Raw genomic sequence first — 21,010 nt, 5'->3', positions numbered from 1 at the left:
CACACTAGTAGTCATGGCTTCTTCTAAATCTTCCGCCTCGACGGCCTGGAAAATCTTCATTGGCGTACTCGTGGTACTCCTGCTCATCATCCTGGTAGCTGAGCTCGGCCTGCGCTGGTTCTTAGGTTCACAGATGAAGAGCCAATTCACCGAGTCCGCCAAGGAACAGGGCGTGGAGACATCTGAGGAACCGGAGGTGAGCTTCGGTGCTAGCCCCATGATCTTTGGCATGCTCAACGGCAAGATTCCGCAGATGGATATGAAGACCCCGTCCACGCTGAAGATTGATGGCACCAACATCGCTGGCCAACCGGCTGCGGATGTCCACGTCGAAGACATGACGCTGTCCCAGGAGCCAGTCGCGGGCACTCTGCGGGCCTCGACGACGGTCCCGGATCAGTTCCTGCTTGCCAGCTTCCAGAAGGCCATTGCTGAGCAGTCCGGCTATGATGCCTTGGGCAACCTCGTGGTCACCGCGATTGCCGCCAACGATGCCGAGGATGACCTCGAGGTGGAATTCGCCGGTGGCCTGGCCACGCTCTCGCTCAAGCCGGAAGCTCGCGACGGCAAGCTCGCCATCGATGCGAAGGAAGCATCGCTCTTCGGCTTCGACCTGCCGGAGCAGGCAACCTCCGCGATTTCGAATGCCTTGGCCGAAGGCATGGAGGAACAGCTCGCGGGACAAAAGCTCACCTTTGAGTCCGTGGACGTCGGCGCTGGCGAGCTCACGCTGACCCTCATTGGCCACGACGTCCCGATGAGCGAGCTCGATTCCGCCACGGCACCAGCACCGGAATCGGCACCGGCCAACTAAGGCTTAAGAATTAGAGCGCAGGCACTCTACGGTGAGCTGCGTGTCTAGGTCTTCGTCGTCTGAAACGACGGACCCCGGATCAACAAGGGATTGATAGCCCGCCTGCTCCGCCAGGCGGGCTATTTCTTTAAGCGGCAATCGCGAGTCTTCGGGAAGAATGAGCCCTAAACGCACGGGCAGCGGGCAGGCCTCGCGGAGGGTGACGAGCTCGGAGAGGAGCGAGGTGGCGTCGCCAAGCAGTGCATCCACCGCAACCCACACCTCTGCGGCGCCTGATTGCACGGCCAGCCGCGCCTCCGCCGCCTTCACCAAAGAGTGGTGGCGCCCAGTGGGATAGCCGGCGACGGCAATGACGTGCTCGGCGCCCTCGGCGGCAAGCACATGGTGCGGGGAGACAAGCACTCGCTGCTGCCCCGCGGATTGGGTCCGCACCTCCTCCAGGGAGGCCTCAAGCAGATTCAGCATTAGTAGGAATAATCGCCGTTGATGATGGCCTTGAGCTGCGGGCGCACATCAAACCAGTACACGCCGGTGATGATGGCGCCAATCCAGCTAACGAAAGGCAGCGGCAGGTTCATCACCAGGGCGGAACCGACGAGCAACCCGACCCATACCCATTTGTTCTGGCGGTCACCGGCGCGGAAGGCATCCTCCCGCGTCATCGCCGCTAGGACGGCACCGATGAGGGCAAAAAGGGATACCGCCATAAAAATGTACTGCGGTATCGACGAAATAATATTTAGAAAAGTGTGCATTAATTAATTCTCGTCAACGACTTCGCCGTCGATGACATCGTCGTTCGGCTTTGCTGCATAGGGGTTGCGCGGGCTCTGCGGCTCCTGCGGCTGCTGGCCCGCCGCGCGCTGCTCCTTGGCGTTGTTGATAGCGCCCTGAACCCCCTCACGGGTCTCATTGAAGGCGGTGTTGAAATCCTCACGAGCCTTCACGAAGGACTCCGAGTTGCGGGTCTCGCGTGCAGCGGAGGACACAGACTCCCCAATGTTCTTGGCCGTGGAGGTCACGCGGTCAAAGAAGGACTCTTCCTTCGCGGTGCCATCACCCATGCCCGCCGCATCAGCGGCGCGGGCAATGCGTTCCGCCTGCGCGTTCTGGGCCTGATTCTGGCGCTCTTCCTTGAAACGGCCACCAAAATCCTTGGCCACATCAAAGGCAGAGGAACCGGCATTCTTGATTGAGTCAAATACGGACATGGTCGTCACTCCTTGTTAGACGCCAAAAAGCAGATGATTAACAGTGTAGATAACCAACCCAGCCAGTGCACCCACGACCGTGCCGTTGAGGCGAATGAACTGCAGGTCCTTGCCCACCATGAGCTCGATGTTCTCGGAGGCCTCCTGGGCATCCCAGCGCTTAATGGTCTCCGGGATAATCGCGATGATCTCCGGTGCGAACTTCTCCACCGCGTAGCGCGCGGCCTTGTCCACGAACGCATTGGCCTGGGCCAGGAACTCCGAATCCTCCAGCAGCCGGTGCGCCATTTCTTTCACCTTGGCGGTCATCTTTTGGCGCAGGAAGGACTCCGGGTCAGTGAGCTGCTCAATAAGCGTGGAGGAGACCGTCGCCCACATTGCCGCCGGGGCCTTCTGCGCCTGATCGGAAGCCAGCATTTCCTGCTTGATTCCCTCGATGCGCCCGCGCATATCTTCATCCCACTGCAGGTCCGAGGCCAGCTTGGACAGGTTACGGCGAATGGCCAGGCGGGCCTCGTGGTTGCCGTTGCGGCGAACCTCATCGGCGAACTCCACGAGCTCGGCGTAGACCTTCTCCCCCACCATCTCGCGGGCAAAGCGCGGCGCCCAGCCGGGCATGCGCTCATCGATGGCGGTGACCACAGTGGATTCCATGCCAAGGATCTTTCCGTGCGCCCAGTCAATGAGGTCATCCTCCAGCGGCCGCGCCTTGCCTTCCGCGATATAGCCCTCCAACAGGCGGCCCAGCGGCGGGCCCCACTCGGGTTCTGCCAGACGGTCCATGACTTGGGTGCGGATGAATTGCTCTGCCTCCGCCGGGTCTAGGTCTGCGACCACGCTGGCGGCGCGCTCACCAATCCACGCGGAGACCTCCTCCGCCCGCCCAGGCTCTACGCCCTGGCGCGCCAGCCACAGCGGTAACTCCGCCTCACGCACCTTGGCGCTGAGTGCATCCGCGGTGAGGAAGTTCTCCTCCACGAAGTCCTTGAGCGCATCACCCACGCGGTCCTTGTTGTTGGGGATGAGCGCGGTGTGCGGGATGGGCAGCCCCATCGGCCGGCGGAACAGCGCGGTCACGGCGAACCAGTCCGCCAATCCACCGACCATTCCTGCCTCCGCCGCCGCGCGCACGTAGCCCACCCAGACGGGAGCCCCGCTTGCCGACGCCTGCCACCACGAGCACCCCAAAAAGATCACCGCCGCACCAATCAGGAAGGACAGGGCAATCGCCTTCCAGCGGCGCAGGTCCGCCCGGCGCGCCTCCTGGTTTCCTGGCTGCGGCACAAACGACGTCTGCGACGCCGACGTTTCCCGAGCCGGCTCAAGCCCTGCGTCTGCGCGGTGCGTCATGGGTGGTTCTCCTTGGTGGGGGTAAACGAGGCTTCGTGATGGATAGCGAATCCATCAATCAACATTAGCGTGCGTAACGGACACACTCGATAGCCAGCAACACTAAGATCAACTCCTAGCTTTATGAATGCCAGCCTGCCGAGGGCCCGTTGGTGGTGCCGTAGATGAACCGTCCGGGGACCTGAATCGCTTTCAGCGCCCGGTAGCAGGTCGGGTCGGGGTATCCTTCGACATTCTTCTTCGGTATTCTGATATCAAGAAGCACAGTGGTGGTCATCTGGCGTCCTTGCCTTCACGCTCGATCACCGGCAGCAGGCCACGGGTGTTCTTCGACAGGCCATAGATGAACAGGCGGCCTTTCTGCGTCCAGTACATGTGGGTGTGGGTCTTTCCCTCGTCGTACTCGTGCGTCTTGGATTGGGTGTACCCCTGCTCAGCAAACTTAGCGTAGAGGAACCAGCGCCCGGACTGGTGAAACTGCACCTGCTCCTCGCGCAGAATCTGGTTGAGCTTCTTCGCCGACAGGCCGTAGTCCTTGGCGATCTCGGTAGTGGTGATCAGCGACGACGACGCCAGCACCACGTCGTAATAGGACACCTTCGGTGCCGCCCTCAACAGGGCTTGTTCGGCGGCAAGTCGCTTGGAGGAGACGATCAGCCGGTTACAGGTCGCCTTCGCTGATGAACCTGACCTGCTGGATGCCACCAGCCGTTTCAAGAGGGTAGTGACTCACGACCCCTTGCAGTGACGCGCCAGGGCATCTTTCGTGTTGGCGTAGCCGAGGGCGGTGGCCACGTCCTTGCCGTAGAACAGGACCTGCCCGCCCGAGGTGATGGCTCGGATCGTACCGAACTCGTGGTCGGTGAACGCATGTAGCGCGGTAGCCATGACCGACGTCTTTTCCGAGAGCCGGGTAGACAATCGCGGGCGCGAAATGCGCCAGGCTCTCACCTGTCAGGCACGGCAGGCACCGAAACCGGACACGGTGTGAGGAAGGCTCTCGCCCATACGCCCCGAGCACCGACAAATCCGGACGGGTCAGAGGGCACACTGGTGTGTGAACGTACCGATGGCTCCAAGTTTCGTGCTCTTGCCTCGGCGTCATCAACCAGGTAGCCTCGTAGTCAACATGACCGGTTCCGCTGCCCGCCTCAATGGGAGTCCAGGGCCGGTCTTCGTTTTTGTATCAAACAGGGGTGCGCGTGGAGCAGGTGAAGCAGTTCAAGACCTACGGTGAACAGGTCGAATTGCTTTGTCAGCGTGGGATGCGAGTGAATGATCTCCAGCATGCTGAGAAACTGCTGGCGCGATTTAACTACTACCGCTTGTCCGGATACTGGTACCCGATGCGCCGTTTCTCCCAAGGCGACGGCACTGCCCGAGATGAATTCGTTGAGGGAGCATCGTTTGACCTGGTGGTAGCTCTCTATGGGTTTGACGAACAATTGCGCCACAGCGTGTTCATCGAGCTTGATCGCGTGGAGTTGGCTATTCGAACCAAGCTCGGTCACGAACTGGGTCGCCTTGACCCGCTGATCTATTTGGATCCCCAGCGTTTGAGCGCCCGGGCACGGCAGCGAAACAAAGACGGACGTAGCGTGCACGCGGTGTGGCTGAGAAAGTACCAGTCGGCATTGAAAGCGTCGAAAGAGGACTTCGTCGCCCACCACAAATCCAAATATGGCGGGACTCTACCCATCTGGGCGGCTGTCGAAATCATGGATTGGGGGATGCTGTCGTACCTGTACGGCATGTCGCCCAATATCGTGCGCAACCGGATTGCCGAGCCCTGCAGCCTAACTGGCCCTCAGCTTGAATCATGGCTGAAATCCTTGAATATTCTGCGTAATTACGCAGCTCATCATGCAAGGATGTTCAACCGTGTTTACGACATCAAACCGAAACTGAACAAGGACGTCAGGCTGGCTCCGGTAGCTGAAAGAATGAATCGCGTGTTCGGGCAGCTCTCCCTTATCCAATACTTGCAGCGCCAACTGGACTTGTCTTCAGCCGACCGGCTACCGAAGCTGTTCCACACCTACCCGCACAATCCCATCGTGCCGTTTTCTCGCACAGGAGCACCTGACAACTGGCGCGAGTTGCCTCTCTGGCGCGTCTAATCTTTGCGGTAGTAGTCGCATTCGTACCCGTCTGCGTCGAGTGTCATGGCGTGGACGAGTGAGGTCACGAGCGACTGCTTGGACGATGTTCTCGACGAGTTTCTCGCCGTAGTTCTTCAGCCGCCCCCACTTGCGTCCGGTTGTGACATCGCTGTAGGACCCACTTCCAATACTCCCACGACCGGGCTAGACGCAGCCTGCGCGGAGTCAGCGAACAAGTAGCGAAAGCCAAACGCGCTGTTGACGGCGATATCGCTATCAACCGTAATCGCTATTTCTATCTTTCCGCCCCGAACAAGAAGGTCAACTACGCTCTTGCTGCCAAACACCGAGCCCTAGCCGGAATTAAAGGCTACGAAACCGAACTGACCGCTCTTCCCGCCTAGGAAGTTATCGGGCATTACCGCAGGCTATTCACCATTGAGAAATCGTTTCGGATGTCGAAATCAGACCGGAAAGCACGCCCAATCTTCGCCAGGAAACAAGACTCGGTCACCGCACATCTCAACATTGGTGGCGAAACCATCCACGCCGCCGTACCACTACCCTCGGAAATCCAAAACCTCGTCAACACCATCACCGCCCCAACCCTTCGGCACTGATTTGAGCCAAGTCAGGTTTGTGTTCGCGTCGCTCCCTGCAGCGCCATTCACGCGTATGGCACCGTAGGGGCGTCGTCAAGCGCCCGCTCCCCCTCTTCTCCCGCCCAGCACCCACCCAAACGCCAGCAACCCCCACCTCCTCACATGGTCTCCCATGTGTTGTGTTTGTTTGGAGGTGGGGGTTGTTGTGGTGTCAGTACAGAAACTTAGGCGTTCAACGTCCTAGGAGGTGCCTAGTTGATGCGGCCGGTTTCCTTGCGGTACTGGCGGTAGTAGCGGCGACCGAAGTGGACGGAGCTGACTGCCAGGATGGCAACAACGACGAGCGCGATAGCGCCGACGATGATGTTGATTTGGTAGTCAGCACCAGCGGTGCCCTGCGGGTAGAGCCACGTACCGAGGCCCCAAATGAGGATGCCGGCTGCCGGCAGGAGCGAGAGAATCAGGCCCATGCCCACCCAGGTGGAGGTGCGCAGCAACGAAGAGTGCGGTGCACCGTAGGATACGGGCTCGTAGCCCTCGATGTAGGAGTCCTGGATCTTGCCGGAGAACTCCGGGTAGGTCTCGCTGTGGTGATCAGCTACTGCCGGGTTGAGGTCGCTCATGGCTGAAACTTTCTCTCGTTCCTGTTAATCCTGTGAATGACTATAGCTTAGTCGTCCTTGCCGCGGAAAGCAGCACGTGCACGTTCGCGGGTAACCGCGGAAACCGCGGTCAGCGGCACACCAGCCGGGCACACATCAGCGCACTCGCCGTAGAGCGAGCAGTGGCCGAAGTTCTGCTCCAGATCGTCCACCATGTTGCGTGCGCGGCGGCCACGCTCTTCCTTGCCCAGCGGCATGAGGGAGAGGTGAACCAGCTTGGCGCCGGTGAACAGGTGAGCAGCGCCGTTCGGGCAGGATGCTACGCAGGCACCGCAGCCGATGCAGGCAGCGTGATCCAGGGCGTACTCGGAGGTCTCGTGGTTGATGTGCAGGGTGTCAGCATCCGGAGCGGTACCCGCATCCATGGATACGTAGCCGCCCTGCTCCATGACGTGGTCCAGCTTGGAGCGGTCCACGATCATGTCCTTGATTACCGGGTAGGCAGCGGAGCGGAAAGGCTCCAGCTTGATGGTGTCGCCGTCCTTGAACTGGAACAGGCGCTGCTGGCAGGCCGGGGTGTTCTGGCCCGGGCCGTGCGGGCGGCCGTTGACCAGAAGGCCACAGGTACCACAGATGCCCTCACGGCAGTCGGAAGCGAATGCGTACGGCTCCTTGCCGGCCTCGATGAGGCCGTCGTTGACGTGGTCGAGCAACTCCAAGATGGACATCTGCTCGGCGGCGTCGTCAACCTGCACGGTTTCGAACTTGCCTTCTTGCGTCGGTCCGGCTTGACGCCAGATCTCAAGTGTCAGTTTCATTACTTGTAGTTCCTTGTCATCAGCGGGATCGAATCAAAGTACAGCGGCTCGGCGTGGCGGATGAACTCGCCCTCAGCAGCGCCCGGCTCCCATGCGGAGACGAAGCACCAGTTCTCGTCATCACGCTCGGCCTCGCCGTCCTCGGAGAGGTGGTCATCACGGAAGTGAGCACCACAGGACTCGTCGCGGTCGAGAGCGTCGATGCACATGAGCTCGCCCAGGTCGATGTAGTCAGCAACGCGCAGACCGTACTCGAGAACCTGGTTCATGTCGTTGGCGTCGCCAGTAATGCGGACGTTAGCCCAGAATTCCTTGCGCAGTGCGCGAACCTTCTCGATGGCAACCTTGAGGTCCTCGACGTTACGGGACACGCCACAACCCCAGTAGAGGATGTCACCCAGCTGGCGGTGGTAGTACGCCGGGCCGTGCGGATCCTGACCCTGGATGGACATGAGGCGGTCGATGCGAGCCTGTGCGCGAGCAACAGTCTCGTTGGCCTCTGCCGAGTCCTCAGCCAGCTTGGCCTCACCCAGGTGGTGGGCCAGGTAGTTCGGGATGGTGAACGGCAGGGTGAACCAGCCATCAACGGAAGCGGACAGCAGGGAGTTAGCACCCAGGCGGTTCGCACCGTGGTAGGTCCAGGAGCACTCACCGGCGGCGAAGAGGCCGTCGATGGTGGTCATCTCGTTGAAGTCCGTCCACAGGCCGCCCATGGTGAAGTGGCAGGTCGGAGCGATACGCATCGGGGTCTCATAAGCGGACTCACCAATAGCCTCTTCGTACATTTCGATGAGGTTGGAGTAGCGCTCGCGGATCTTGTCCTTGCCCAGGCGCTCGATGGCGTCGCGGAAGTCCAGGTACACGGAGTTGTGCAGCGGACCAACGCCCAGACCCTTGTTGATCTGCTGGGAGATGGCGCGGGAAGCCACGTCACGCGGGACGAGGTTACCGAAGGCCGGGTAGCGGCGCTCCAGGAAGTAGTCGCGCTCCTCTTCCGGAATCTCATTGGCAGGACGGTCATCCTTCTCCTTGATCGGAGACCAGATGCGGCCATCGTTACGCAGCGACTCGGACATGAGGATGGTCTTGGACTGCCACTCGGAGTTGACCGGCAGGCCAGTCGGGTGGAACTGGATGAATGCCGGGGAAGCCAGGTAAGCACCGTTCTCGTACGCACGCATCATGGCGCCGGCGTTCGAGTTCTTGGCCAGCGTGGACATGTGGTAGACGTTGCCGTAACCGCCGGTACCGAGGATGACTGCGTGGCCGGTGAAGGCCTTGAGCTCGCCGGTGATGAGGTTGCGGGTCACGATGCCGCCGGCGCGCTTCTTACCACCGTCGGTGTAGGTGATGATGTCCTGCAGGTCGTGGTGAGCGAAGAGCTCCACGTTGCCCAGGCCAATCTGGCGGTAGAGCGCAGACGTGGTGGACAGCTGCAGCTGCTGGCCTGTTTGGCCACGGGTGTAGTAGGTACGGGAGACCTGCACACCACCGAAGGAACGGGTAGCCAAGGTGCCGCCGTACTCGCGAGCAAACGGAGCGCCGATGGCGTTCATGTGGTCGATGACGCGGATGGACTCATAGGCCAAGCGCCAGCAGTCGGACTCGCGGCAGCGGTAGTCACCACCCTTAACGGTGTCCTTGGTGTGGCGGTAAGCGGAGTCGTTATCCACCTTCTTGTGGCGGGAGGAGTTCACACCACCCTGCGCAGCAATGGAGTGCGCACGGCGCGGTGAATCGTGGTAGGTGAAGACCTTGACCTTGTAGCCCAACTCGCCGAGAGCAGCGGCGGCGGAACCAGCGGACAGGCCGGTACCGACGACGATGATCTCGAACTTGCGGCGGTTCAGCGGGGAGACGAGCTCCATGTGGTCCTTCTGGTAGCTCCACATGTCCTTCATCGGGACGCCGTGCGGCTCGTGGGACTCCAGGATGCGGCCCGGCTTAACGCCCGGGACGATGGACTGCGGGTGCGAGAAGTCAGGGTGCTCGCGCTTGAGTTCAGTGTTCGCGTTAGTCATGGGTTCAAAACTCCTTTAGCTGACCCAGCCCAGGGCGACGGACAACGGCATAACAATGTTTGCCAGGCACACGACGGCCGGGACGATGTACGCCAGGACAACAAAAACCTCGCGCCACTTTGCACCGGTGATGCCCAGGTCAGAAGCCGCAAGGCGGATACCGTGGGTCAGGTGCAGGAAGAGGCACAGCATGGCGACGATGTAGACGATGGTCACCGGCCAGCGCGAGAAGGTTGCGATCATGTTGGCCTTAACGGCACCGTGAGCAAAAGCTTCTGCTGCAACCGGCTGGACACCAATCGTCAGGTCCAGAAGGTGGAAGATGATGAACAGGAGAAGCACGACGCCGGTAACCAACATGCTCTTGGTGGCAAAGGAATCCATGCCGCCCATCAGGTTCGTGCGCTTGAACTTGCCGCGAGATGCCTTCGAGCGAGCGGTCAAAGCAAAAGCGCCGTAAATGTGAGCGATTACGCAGGCCAGCAGGACGATGCGAATGATCCACAGTGCGTGACCGCTCGGGATCAGTGGCTCACCAAGATTACGCAGGTAAGCGCCGTAGGCATCGAGTGCTTCCTGGCCGTCGTGAGCCGGCAAGTAAAGCTTCAGGTTGCCGGCCATGTGCCCCACAACGAAGAGCGCGAAGAACAGACCGGTAATTGCCATCGTCAGTTTCAAAGCCCAGGACGGAATTCCTGGCTTAGGACGAATCGTTTCATTAGTAATACGGCCGTGAGCGAGGGCTTCACGGTCAGGATTTTTTACAGACATGACACCTCCATTGTCGCCCTTACCTTACGCAGACCTTTGCGCTGACCACTAGTTATATCTTTGCTTTGCATACCCCCTCCCCCTCCTATGGTCCCCGTATTTAAACGAGTTAAGGCAAGGATCACCTTAGGCGCCACACCTCTTTGAGCGCTCTACCTTGATCACTTCCTTTTACGCAATATTGACCTTGCGAAAACATTTTACGGATGAGACTTTTGTCACAGGGTGTGGCCTGAGTGACGACCCTACCCCTTTAGGTGTCAAACTTTCGCTTGGTATGCACCCCTATCGCCCGCTCGGCACCCCGCCAGCACCCCCACTTCGCAGCGGAGTTAAAATACTTCACACATTCCTTGCAAAACAATTGTTATGACCGAAAGGCACTAGGTAACCTAGCTCACATGAGCAAGACATACGTGGGTTCGCGCCTGCGCCAGCTGCGCCGCGAACGTGATCTCAGCCAAGCTACTCTCGCCGCTACGCTGGGACTTTCAGCTAGCTACGTCAATCAGATTGAGCATGACGTGCGCCCCCTTACCGTCCCGGTCTTGCTGAAAATTACTGAAGCCTTTGGTGTGGATGCCACGTTCTTCTCCCGTGATGATGATTCACGTCTGCTTGCGGAAATCCAGGATGTCGTCCAAGACCAGGAAATCTGCCCCTCCCCCGTGGAGCTTCAGGAATTGTCCGAATTGGTCTACAACCATCCCACCGTCGCCCGCACGCTCGTGGATATCCACCGCCGCTACCGCAATATTCGTGACAAGCTCTCGCTCGCCACCGATACCCGCCGCTCGGACGGGAACCAAGCGCTGTCCATGCCTCACGACGAGGTGCGAGACTTCTTTTATGCCCGGCAGAACTACCTCGACGAGTTGGATATCCACGCAGAGGAAACTGCCGCGAAACTCAACGTTATTCCCTTTCACATTCGCGACATTGAACAGGCCCTTAATGAGCGGCTCACTTCCAAACACGGCGTAGAGATTCTCACCACCGATCGCATGGACGGCACCCTGCATCGCTTCGACAAGGAGAGCGGCACCCTTCGCCTTGCCAGCCGCCTGAGCGTGGGCCAGCGCGCCTTCCGCATGGCGGCAGAGTTGGGTTTCCTCGAGGCGGGCGCGCTAATCGACGCCCTCGTGGACGAAGAACCCTTCACCTCGGACGCCTCTATCAACCTGGCCAAGCGTGGAATTGCCAACTACTACGCCGCCGCCACGCTGCTCCCCTACAACCTCATCCACAGTGAGGCCGAGCAATCCGGGTATGACGTGGAGTACCTCTGCAACGTCTTTGGCGTGGGCTACGAGACAATTGCCTCGCGCCTCTCCACGCTGCAGCGCCCCAACAAGCGCGGAATCCCCTTTACTTTCGTGAGGGTTGATCGCGCCGGCAATATGTCCAAGCGCCAATCGGCCACGGGCGTACACTTTTCCAATTCCGGCGGAACGTGCCCGCTATGGAACGTGTATGAGTCCTTCGCCCGCCCCAACACCATCTCGCGTCAGCTGGCGCAGATGCCGGATGGCCGCAACTACCTCTGGATTTCACGGACGGTGAGCTACCCCCAGGGCCGTTTCGGCGATACCAATAAACTCTTCTCCATCGGCCTAGGCTGCGAGGCGCGCCACGCCAGCCGCACAGTCTATGCCCAAGGCCTCAACCTCGACGCCCTGTCTGCCGCAACCCCCATCGGCGCCGGCTGCCGCACTTGCCCTCGCCAGAATTGCGCTCAACGCGCCTTCCCGGCCATTAATGAAGAGCTGGTGGTCGACGCCCACCGTTCCGCCGTCGCACCGTATTAATCGGGAGCAATAACCAGGCAGTTTTCCGCTCTGGCCCCTACGTTTACCCCTATACCACCCTTTATATATTGCCAATAAAAAGCATTGTAATGGTTTTGGCTAGAAAAATTCATGGATTTTCCAGGGTTTGCTTGCTTATGGTGGGACGTGAACGATATCCCCTATCGAAAGGATTACCATTATGAGCAGCTTCGCTGGAAACTTCCTGGGCCAGATTCAGGGCCTTCTTGTATCCATCGTCAACGCACCGTTCGTTCTGTCCTCCAAGCTCTTCAGCTAAAGGAAGTAGCGCCACGGCACTAAACCAACGCTCCCCCTCAATCCCTTTGCCGGGATTGAGGGGGAGCGTTCTTGTTTTGGCTTCTCGCCTTGGCCTTAGAGGTTAATCATGTGGCCGCCGATACCCTCGGCAGCTTCCTTCATAGCCTCAGACAGCGTCGGGTGAGTATGAATGTTGCGTCCGATTTCCTCAGCGGTGAGGTCGAAGCGCTGCGCCAGGGTCAGCTCCGGCAGCAGCTCGGAAACGTTGGAGCCCACCATGTGGCCGCCGATGAGCTCACCGAATTCGCCGTCAGCAATAAGCTTGACGAAGCCCGCGGTCTCATTCAGGCCGGCCGCCTTGCCGTTAGCGGAGAATGGGAAGGTAGCGACCTTAATGTCGCGGTCAGCGAACTTCTCACGAGCCTGCTCCTCGGTGTAGCCGAAGGAGGCAACCTGCGGGTTGCAGAAGGTGGCGCGTGGCATATTCATGTAGTCACCCAGCAGCTGGGTCTCAGCGCCGGCGATGACCTCAGCGGCCACGACACCCTGTGCCTCAGCCACGTGTGCGAGCTGCAGCTTCGCGGTGACGTCGCCAATGGCGTAGATGCCCTCAACGTTGGTGCGCATGTAGTCATCGATGGCGATGGCGCCGCGCTCGGTGAGCTCAACGCCGGTGTTCTCCAGGCCGAAGCCCTCGGTACGCGGGGCGAAGCCAATGGAGACCATGCAGCGGTCCACAGTCAGCGTATCGGTCTTGGAGCCGTCCTTGGACTCAACCTCAACGGTGACATTGTCGCCATTGTCCTTGATGGCGGTGGTCTTGTAGCCGGTCAGGAGCTTCACGCCGAGCTTCTTGTATTCCTTGGCGATGGCCTTGGAGACATCCTTATCCTCGTTCGGCAGGACGCGGTCCATGAACTCCACGATGGTCACGTCCACGCCGTAGTTGGCCAGAACATAAGCAAACTCCATGCCGATGGCGCCTGCGCCAACGATCACCATGGAATCCGGAGCCTCATCGTTGAGGATCTGCTCCTCGAAGGACACGATGTTGCCGCCGATTTCCACGCCCGGAAGGGAACGAACGACGGAGCCGGTGGCGATAATGCAGTTATCAAAGGTAATGGTCTTACCCTTGTCATCACCCTCAGTAATCTCGATGGTCTTGGCGTCCTTGAAGGAGCCCAAGCCATTGATCTCCGTAATCTTGTTCTTCTTCATCAGGTAGTGCACACCCTTGACAATGCCCTCCGACACCTTGCGGGAGCGCTTGTGTGCAACTCCGAAGTCGAAGGAAACATCGCCGGAAATACCGAAGGCCTTAGCCTCATGGTTGAAGGTATGTGCAACCTCAGCATTCTTAAGAAGAGCCTTGGAGGGGATGCAGCCCACGTTGAGGCAGACACCGCCCCAGTACTGCTTCTCAATAACGGCAACCTTCTTGCCCAGCTGGGCAGCGCGGATGGCGGACACGTAGCCGCCGGGGCCCGCGCCGAGTACTACAACGTCAAAATGTTCATTAGTCACGTTCTACAGGATACGTAACTTTATGCTCGCTGTCCCACCACCCCCGCCCTGCACCCGCCGGACAGCCCATAGCAGTCAGGATGCTTTAAACACCTTCGGGCAAAAATCAACCCTTAACCCCCAAGAAGGGGATTAAGGGAAAGAAAACGAGGGCACAGCCCTCAACAAACTATTTAGAACAGGCCCCAGTCCAAGGCAGCCTTCGAGGAGGTGGAGGAGCCAGAGTGAGCGATCTGGCCCAGCACCTGGTTGATGGAAACGAGGATGGTGTCAAAAAAGTTCATTCTTCTTCTTTCTGTTGTTGTTCTAGCGGCGCGTACGGCTTCATGCGGCGCCCTCCAGCGAGGCCACGGCGATGCAGGACGGTCGCCGCCAAAAGCGGTCACGGTACCTAGCCCCACTAACGAAGGAGACGGCCGTTGCGTTACATAGCCCACGAATAGGCACGGAAAGATTATGACACGGTTTTCACTTCAATACCACCATTCACTTTTATAACTTGGTATGTTTAGTCTGACTGCCCTTATCTTCGGGGGTGCTGGATTACCCATCTATCAGCGCTTTTGCCCATGTCAAGGGTGGTTTGTCCGGAGCATCTTTTAAACTTGCCCCTACACTTCCGCTCATCACTTAGAAAGCGAGATTCCATGAAGATTGCGCGCTCTCTCACGACGCTTGCGGCGGCCTCCGCCTTAGCCCTCGGCGCCGTCGTTTCCCCTATCGCCAGCGCATCCGACGTTAAACCGGAACAAATCAGCGGTGAGGCTACACCGTCCGATATTTCCGAGCTCGACCTTTACACCGAACTCGAGGAGTACCTGCCCAAGGATGAGGCCGGCAACCCATCGCCGTCCCGCGAACAGTATGAGGCTTCCTTCGACAAGCAGGTCACCTTTAAGAACGTCGACATCAAGAAAATCCCGGACAACAAAAAATGGATGGGCTACGTCTTCAAGTACTGGGATTACCGCCACAAGGTCAAGACCATCAAGGCCACCGCTCCTGCAATGGATAACCGCGACGTCCCCCTCGCAGTGATCACCCCGGACGGTACCTTTGATGCTTCCCGCCCGACCCTCTACTTGCTCAACGGTGCCGGCGGCGCCGAGCAGGGCATGGACTGGATTGTCTCCACCGTGGCCAAGGACCTTGATCCGAAGACGGAGAAGACTCAAGACCTCGTTCACTACTACGCCAACCGCAACGTCAACGTTGTCATCCCGCAGGCGGGCGCTTTCTCCTACTACACCGACTGGCTGACTACACCGGACCGCAGCTACCTCAAGGGCCCGCAGAAGTGGGAGACCTTCCTAACCAAGGAGCTTCCTGGCCCGCTGGAGAAGCACATTAACGGCAACGGCAAGCGCGGCATTGCCGGCATGTCCATGTCCGCTACCTCCTCGCTGGTGCTGGCCCAGCACAACCCGAACTTCTACGATGCCATCGGCTCCTACTCCGGTTGCGCTGCTACTTCGACGCCGCTGCCGAACTTCTACTCGCAACTCACGGTGAACCGCGGTGGCGGAAGCACCGAGCAGATGTGGGGACCGATGGGCGGTGACTACAACCGCTACAACGATGGCCTCATCAACGCCACGAAGAACAACATGGGCAACTCCAAGGTCTACGTTTCCGCCAACTCCGGTTTGGCTGGGGCAACTGACTTGGGCTCGTCCAAGATTGATGCCTTGGGCTCGTCCCAGGCCTTCAAGTCCTCCTCCACCCTCGTGGTTGAGGGCGGCGTCATCGAAGCAGCCATGAACGCCTGCACACATGACCTGAAGGCAAAGATGGAGCGCGAGGGCGTCGACGCGGTCTTTAACCTGCGCAACACCGGTACCCACTCCTGGCCGGGCTGGTTGGATGACGTCAACTCCTCCTGGCCTACCTACGCACGCGCCTTTGGCCTTCCCGTCGATCCAGCTGAGCCTGTAGCGACTGCGTATTCAGCAGATGCGGATTCGGACGCTAACGAAAAGGCCGCCGATGCCGATAGTCAGGATGCGAAAAAGGCGGAGGCGGAAGCAGACACCGAAGGCCTCGCTGATTCCCTGCCAGAAGATCCTGCGGTGACCGAGCAGTAAGCTCAATCGCCGTACCAATTGTTGAATAAGGAACGTAATGAAGCGTCTTAGCTCTCTCCTCGCCGCCGGCGCGCTCAGCGCAGCCGCGCTGGTCAGCCCCGTTGCAGGTGCTGCCACCATCACCCCGCAGCAGGTTGCGGGTGACACTGCCCTATCCACCATCTCGGACCTGCAGGTCACCCCGGAGGTGGAGAGCCAGAAGTGGTATGACCACTACAAGGATGATGCCCGCGTTCTCAAGCTGGAAGCTACGTCGCCGGCGATGAACGGCCGCGCCATTCCGCTGGCTGTCATCCCGGCCAAGAACCCGGACCGCCCGACGGTCTACCTGCTCAACGGCGCTGGTTCCGCCGAGCAAGATTCCGACTGGCTGTACATGTCCGATGTCGTGGATTTCTACGCGGACAAAGACGTCAACGTTGTGGTTCCGCAGGCAGGCGCCTTCTCCTACTACACCGACTGGCTGGAAGAGCCCAACGGCAAGTACCTCAAGGGCCCGCAGAAGTGGGAGACCTTCCTGACCAAGGAGCTTCCTGGCCCACTGGAGGAGCGTCTGAACGCAAGCAATAAGCGCGCCATCGCCGGCATGTCCATGTCTGCGACGTCCTCGCTGCTGCTTGCCCAGCACAATCAGGGCTTCTATGACGCGGTCGGTTCCTTCGCCGGCTGTGCCGCAACCGCCTACCCCACCGAGTATGAGTTCCTGCGCCTCACCGTCAACCGCGGTGGCGGCCAGCCGGAGCAGATGTGGGGCCCGATGGGCTCTGCCTACAACCGCTACAACGACGCCCTGATGAACTCCGAGAAGCTGCGTGGCACCAAGCTGTACATCTCCTCGGCATCGGGCTTCGCGGGTGAGCAGGATACGCCGTCTTATTACATCAACAAGGGATACAACCCGGCGGCTGCTTATCTGGGCTCAGCGCAGCTGCAGGTAGAAGGCGGCGTCATCGAGGCGGCCGTGAACCACTGCACCCACATGCTCAAGGCAAAGCTGGATCAGCAGAACATCCCCGCAAACTACAACTTCCGCAATGTGGGTACGCACTCCTGGCCGGGCTGGCGCGAGGACTTGGTGAAGTCCTGGCCTACCTTTGAGGAAGCCTTCAACTCCTAAACAGCAAGCCGCGCACGTCACACCGTGCGCGCTCCCCTGGCTTCGGACAAGCCGGACAAGGGCGGTAGGATAGCGGCATTATGAAGCTGCTTTCCACCGCCCTTTCGCATATCTCAGCCGCTCGCGACCGCGCCGCACTCACTCGAGATAGCTACACGGGGGTGGATTTCAACCTCGGCTTCGAGGTCACCCACTATGACTTGGATCTGACCTACCGCGTGGAGCCCAACCTGCTCCAGGGTGAAGCCGTGCTCCATATTCGTGCGCTGGAGGACTTAGACAAGCTCACCCTCGACCTCGGCGGCGCTATGGTGGCTCGCCGCATCACGGCGAAGCACGCGCCGCGCGTGGCCAAATTCCGCCTGTCCGGCGGAAAGCTGCGCCTAAACTTCGCCGACATGATCGCCGAAGGCCAAGAGTTTGAGCTTTGCATTCGGTATGGCGGAGCACCCCGCCCGCTGCGCACGCCGTGGGGTGACATCGGGTGGGAAGAAACAGAGTCAGGCTCGCTAGTGGCCAGCCAGCCCAACGGCGCGCCCAGCTGGTTCCCCTGTGATGACACCCCGTCCGCGAAGGCCACCTACGATATTCGTATCACCGCCGACGATCCTTTCGTTGTCATCTCCAACGGCAAGCTGGTCTCCCGCCGCCGCGCGGGCGGATCCATGACGCGCTGGCACTACCGCGTCAAGCACCCTATGGCCACCTATCTGGCCACGGTCCAGGTCGGCGAATACATCGACATTCCCCTCGGCCCCAACGTCCGTGCGTGGGCACCGGCCCGCCTCAAGCAGGTAGTACTCGAAGAATTTGCCCAGCAGCAGGAGATGGTGGATTTCTACTCTGCGCTCTTTGGCCACTACCCCTTCGCCGACTACCAAGTAGTCATCACCGATGATGAGCTGGAAATCCCCCTCGAAGCCCAGGGCTTGTCCATCTTCGGCTCCAACCACGTCAAGGGCGATCACGTCTTCGAACGGCTCATCGCGCACGAGCTCTCCCACCAGTGGTTCGGCAACTCCGTGGGCCTTTCGGAGTGGAAGGATATCTGGCTCAACGAAGGTTTCGCCTGCTACTGCGAGTGGCTGTGGTTTGAGCACGCGCACGGCCGCCCAGCACATGAATCGGCACGCTCGCACTATCAGGTGCTGGCCCGCAAGAAGCAGGACATCGTGCTCAGTGATCCTGGTACGCGCGATATGTTTGATGACCGCGTCTACAAGCGCGGCGCTCTGACCGTCCACGCGCTGCGCCGTCTGTTGGGCGATGAGCTCTTCTTCCTCACAGTCCGTGAGTACCTCTCCGCCGCGCAGCATTCCACTGTGACCCCGGACGACCTGATCAGCCGTCTGCGTGCGGTGGCTGTTGATCCCTCTGCCGTGGACGCACTTCTGGATGAATGGCTCAACCACGAGGCGCTGCCTCAGTTCCCGGCTTAATACTGCGCTGCCATGCTCTAAACTGGGAGACCATGCGCAGACTGCTTGTTACCGGCGGCGCCGGCTTTATTGGTGCAAACTTCGTGCGGCTCGTGGCCCAGCAGCGCCCTGAGGTGGAGATCACCGTCCTGGATAAGCTCACCTACGCGGGCAACCGCGCCAACCTCGACGGCGTGGACGCCGAGCTCGTGGTGGGGGACGTGGCGGATGAGGGGGTCGTCGACAAGCTCGTGGCCCAGGCCGATACCGTGGTGCACTTCGCGGCGGAATCCCACAATGACAACTCCCTGCGGGATCCTTCGCCCTTCCTCCACACCAACATCATGGGCACCTACGTGCTGCTGGAGGCCTGCCGCCGCCACGATGTGCGCCTCCATCATGTCTCCACCGATGAGGTCTTCGGGGACCTAGAGATCGGCGCCGATACCTACTTCACGGAGGAAACTCCCTATAACCCGTCTTCGCCCTATTCGGCCTCGAAGGCCGGTTCGGATCACCTGGTGCGCGCGTGGGTGCGCAGTTTTGGGCTGCGGGCAACCATTTCGAATTGCTCCAATAATTACGGCCCCTACCAGCACATTGAGAAGTTCATTCCGCGGCAGATCACCAACCTGCTTCTAGGCCAGCCCGCCAAGCTTTATGGCACCGGCGAGCAGGTGCGGGATTGGATTCACGTGGATGACCACAACGAGGCGGTGCTCGCCATCCTGGACCGCGGGCGCCTTGGGGAGACCTATAACATCGGCGCCGACCAGGAGGATACGAATAACCGCCAGGTCATCGAGATGATTTGTGAGCTCATGGGGGCGACGGATAATGGCCGGGCGCGCTTTGAGCACGTGGCGGACCGCCCGGGCCATGACCAGCGCTACGCCATGGATGCCAGCAAGCTGCGCCGCGAGCTGGGCTGGGCCCCGCGCTACACGGATCTGCGGGAGGGCCTGGCCGCCACCATTGAGTGGTACCGCGCCCACGAGGAGTGGTGGCGCGCGGGCAAGGAAGAAGTCGAAGCCAACTACGCGAAGCAAGGACAATAAATAGCCATGAAGGTGCAGTCAACGGCCATCGAGGGCCTGCTCATTGTTCAGCTCGACGTCCACGGGGATAACCGCGGCTGGTTCAAGGAGAACTGGCAGCGCGAGAAAATGGTGGCGGCCGGCTTGCCAGACTTCCAACCGGTGCAAAACAACGTTTCCTTCAATGCGGAGAAGGGTGTCACACGCGGGCTGCACGCGGAGCCCTGGGACAAGCTGGTCTCCGTGGCCTCCGGCCGGGCCTTCGGCGCGTGGTGCGATCTGCGCGAGGGCTCTGCCACCTTCGGGCAGCTGGTGACCCACGAGCTGCGCGAGGACGTGGCGGTCTTCGTGCCGCGCGGCGTGGCCAACGGTTTCCAGGCACTGGAGGCCTGCGCCTACTCCTACCTGGTCAATGACCACTGGTCCCCGGATGCGGAATACACCTGCGTCAACCTGGACATGGTGGACTGGCCGCTGGAGCCGACGGAGATCTCCGACAAGGACAAGGGGCACCCCGCGCTTGCCGACGTCTCCCCCATGCCCCCTCGCCGCATCCTGGTCACCGGCGCCAACGGGCAGCTGGGCCGCGCATTAAAGAAGTTCCTGCCTTCTGCTGGCTTGGGTGCTGTGGAGTTCTGCGGGCACGAGGATTTCGATATCACCAACCCGCCTGCCCGCCCGTGGAAGCAGTACTCCGCCATCATCAACTGCGCGGCGTACAACGATGTCAACGGCGCGGAGGACGATCGCGCCGCGGCCTGGGCGGTCAACGCTTCCGCACCGGCGAAGCTCGCGCGCATTGCGGCGGAGAATAACCTGACCTTGGTGCACGTGTCTAGCGACTACATCTTTGATGGCTCTAAAGAGGTCCACTCCGAGGAGGAGATGCCCTCCCCGCTCTCGGCCTACGGGGCGTCGAAAGCCGCGGGCGATACGGCTGCACAAACCGCCCCGCGCCACTATGTCATCCGTACCTCGTGGGTCTTCGGCGATGGCGCGAACTTCATGGCCACGATGCGCTCTTTGGCGGATAAGGGGGTCAAGCCCTCCGTCATCCATGATCAGCGCGGGCGCCCCACCTTCGCCGAGGACCTGGCCAAGGGCATCATCCACTTGCTCAAGACCGAAGCCGAGTACGGCGTGTACAACATCTCCAACTCCGGTGATGCGGTGGGACGCGATGAAATCGCCATGGCCGTCTTCACCGGCGTGGGCCAAGACCCTGCGGATGTCACGCCGGTGAGCACCGAGCAGTACCGCGAGATCGCCGGGCCCGAGGCTCCCCGCCCGAAGGAGTCCACCTTCGATCTGTCCAAGATTGAAGCCACCGGCTTTAAACCTATGAATTGGCGGGCCGCTTTGGCACTCTACCTGGGGCTTTACCCAGCATAACACTCAACATAACACTTAACTTCCCACGTGTTATGTTATGTGTTATGTTGAGTGGCATGTAGAGAGAAAGGCCTG

At 60.1% G+C, this 21,010-nt stretch carries 18 protein-coding genes and 1 pseudogene; 8 read left to right on the top strand and 11 right to left on the bottom strand.

The window, feature by feature from the left end; genetic code table 11:
• Nucleotides 1-13: 13 nt before the first annotated feature.
• On the top strand, nt 14-814 hold the full coding sequence (locus tag HMPREF2604_RS04670) for an LmeA family phospholipid-binding protein (RefSeq protein WP_070563611.1): 801 nt from the start codon (nt 14-16) through the stop codon (nt 812-814).
• 3 nt (nt 815-817) lie between these two features.
• Here HMPREF2604_RS04670 and HMPREF2604_RS04665 read toward each other — a convergent pair whose 3' ends face one another.
• The 6 genes and pseudogenes from HMPREF2604_RS04665 to HMPREF2604_RS14295 all read right to left on the bottom strand — a co-directional run.
• Nucleotides 818-1,279, bottom strand: coding sequence for a deoxyribose-phosphate aldolase (locus HMPREF2604_RS04665; RefSeq protein WP_070563608.1), 462 nt, complete (start codon nt 1,277-1,279; stop codon nt 818-820).
• A complete protein-coding gene (locus HMPREF2604_RS04660) occupies nt 1,279-1,569 on the bottom strand; it encodes a DUF2516 family protein (protein WP_070563604.1) in 291 nt (96 codons plus the stop codon). The genes HMPREF2604_RS04665 and HMPREF2604_RS04660 overlap by 1 nt, the downstream gene beginning before the upstream one ends.
• 3 nt (nt 1,570-1,572) lie before the next feature.
• Nucleotides 1,573-2,025 (bottom strand): CGLAU_01105 family protein, encoded by a 453-nt coding sequence (locus HMPREF2604_RS04655; protein WP_070521169.1) that lies wholly within the window; start codon nt 2,023-2,025, stop codon nt 1,573-1,575.
• A gap of 15 nt (nt 2,026-2,040) precedes the next feature.
• Nucleotides 2,041-3,375, bottom strand: coding sequence for a DUF445 domain-containing protein (locus HMPREF2604_RS04650; RefSeq protein ID WP_070563601.1), 1,335 nt, complete (start codon nt 3,373-3,375; stop codon nt 2,041-2,043).
• 121 nt (nt 3,376-3,496) lie between these two features.
• The gene (locus HMPREF2604_RS14195; protein ID WP_210384666.1) at nt 3,497-3,652 is read right to left on the bottom strand and encodes a hypothetical protein; all 156 of its coding nucleotides are present in this window, start codon (nt 3,650-3,652) and stop codon (nt 3,497-3,499) included.
• Nucleotides 3,653-3,660: 8 nt separating this feature from the next.
• Nucleotides 3,661-4,263, bottom strand: a pseudogene (locus tag HMPREF2604_RS14295) (phage antirepressor); the annotation flags it as partial.
• A gap of 314 nt (nt 4,264-4,577) precedes the next feature.
• Here HMPREF2604_RS14295 and HMPREF2604_RS04640 point away from each other — a divergent pair.
• Entirely contained in the window at nt 4,578-5,495 is a 918-nt protein-coding gene (locus HMPREF2604_RS04640; protein ID WP_070563598.1) for an Abi family protein, read from the top strand.
• A gap of 835 nt (nt 5,496-6,330) precedes the next feature.
• Here HMPREF2604_RS04640 and HMPREF2604_RS04635 read toward each other — a convergent pair.
• From HMPREF2604_RS04635 to HMPREF2604_RS04620, 4 genes are read right to left on the bottom strand one after another with little or no spacing between them, the layout of a single operon-like run.
• The gene (locus HMPREF2604_RS04635; RefSeq protein ID WP_070563595.1) at nt 6,331-6,702 is read right to left on the bottom strand and encodes a hypothetical protein; all 372 of its coding nucleotides are present in this window, start codon (nt 6,700-6,702) and stop codon (nt 6,331-6,333) included.
• A 47-nt stretch (nt 6,703-6,749) separates the two neighbouring features.
• Nucleotides 6,750-7,499: a succinate dehydrogenase/fumarate reductase iron-sulfur subunit gene (locus tag HMPREF2604_RS04630; protein ID WP_070521216.1), complete on the bottom strand. Its 750-nt coding sequence runs from the start codon at nt 7,497-7,499 to the stop codon at nt 6,750-6,752.
• Complete coding sequence (locus HMPREF2604_RS04625) at nt 7,499-9,520, bottom strand: fumarate reductase/succinate dehydrogenase flavoprotein subunit (protein WP_070521219.1); 2,022 nt, start codon at nt 9,518-9,520, stop codon at nt 7,499-7,501. The genes HMPREF2604_RS04630 and HMPREF2604_RS04625 overlap by 1 nt, the downstream gene beginning before the upstream one ends.
• A gap of 15 nt (nt 9,521-9,535) precedes the next feature.
• Complete coding sequence (locus HMPREF2604_RS04620; protein ID WP_070521222.1) at nt 9,536-10,291, bottom strand: succinate dehydrogenase cytochrome b subunit; 756 nt, start codon at nt 10,289-10,291, stop codon at nt 9,536-9,538.
• A gap of 401 nt (nt 10,292-10,692) precedes the next feature.
• Here HMPREF2604_RS04620 and ramB point away from each other — a divergent pair, with 401 nt between their 5' ends.
• Nucleotides 10,693-12,099 carry an acetate metabolism transcriptional regulator RamB gene (gene ramB, locus HMPREF2604_RS04615; RefSeq protein ID WP_070563592.1) on the top strand — a complete coding sequence of 469 codons (1,407 nt, stop codon included), beginning with the start codon at nt 10,693-10,695 and terminating at the stop codon, nt 12,097-12,099.
• A gap of 375 nt (nt 12,100-12,474) precedes the next feature.
• Here the strand turns inward: ramB and lpdA are convergent, their stop codons facing one another.
• Nucleotides 12,475-13,887: a dihydrolipoyl dehydrogenase gene (gene lpdA, locus HMPREF2604_RS04610; RefSeq protein ID WP_070561525.1), complete on the bottom strand. Its 1,413-nt coding sequence runs from the start codon at nt 13,885-13,887 to the stop codon at nt 12,475-12,477.
• 647 nt (nt 13,888-14,534) lie between these two features.
• Here lpdA and HMPREF2604_RS04605 point away from each other — a divergent pair.
• The 5 genes from HMPREF2604_RS04605 to HMPREF2604_RS04585 all read left to right on the top strand — a co-directional run bounded on the left by HMPREF2604_RS04605 (nt 14,535) and on the right by HMPREF2604_RS04585 (nt 20,935).
• Complete coding sequence (locus tag HMPREF2604_RS04605) at nt 14,535-15,971, top strand: alpha/beta hydrolase (protein ID WP_070563589.1); 1,437 nt, start codon at nt 14,535-14,537, stop codon at nt 15,969-15,971.
• Between the two features lie 37 nt (nt 15,972-16,008).
• Complete coding sequence (locus tag HMPREF2604_RS04600) at nt 16,009-17,088, top strand: alpha/beta hydrolase (RefSeq protein ID WP_070561521.1); 1,080 nt, start codon at nt 16,009-16,011, stop codon at nt 17,086-17,088.
• 80 nt (nt 17,089-17,168) lie between these two features.
• Nucleotides 17,169-18,527, top strand: coding sequence for a M1 family metallopeptidase (locus HMPREF2604_RS04595; protein ID WP_070563585.1), 1,359 nt, complete (start codon nt 17,169-17,171; stop codon nt 18,525-18,527).
• A gap of 32 nt (nt 18,528-18,559) precedes the next feature.
• A complete protein-coding gene (gene rfbB / locus HMPREF2604_RS04590; protein ID WP_070563582.1) occupies nt 18,560-19,564 on the top strand; it encodes a dTDP-glucose 4,6-dehydratase in 1,005 nt (334 codons plus the stop codon).
• 6 nt (nt 19,565-19,570) lie between these two features.
• Entirely contained in the window at nt 19,571-20,935 is a 1,365-nt protein-coding gene (locus HMPREF2604_RS04585; protein WP_070563579.1) for a sugar nucleotide-binding protein, read from the top strand.
• Nucleotides 20,936-21,010 lie beyond the last annotated feature (75 nt).

Source organism: Corynebacterium sp. HMSC055A01, assembly GCF_001809405.1.
In the GTDB taxonomy this organism is placed as follows: Bacteria; Actinomycetota; Actinomycetes; order Mycobacteriales; family Mycobacteriaceae; genus Corynebacterium; species Corynebacterium hesseae.
This window is presented reverse-complemented; position numbering and strand designations above follow the sequence as displayed.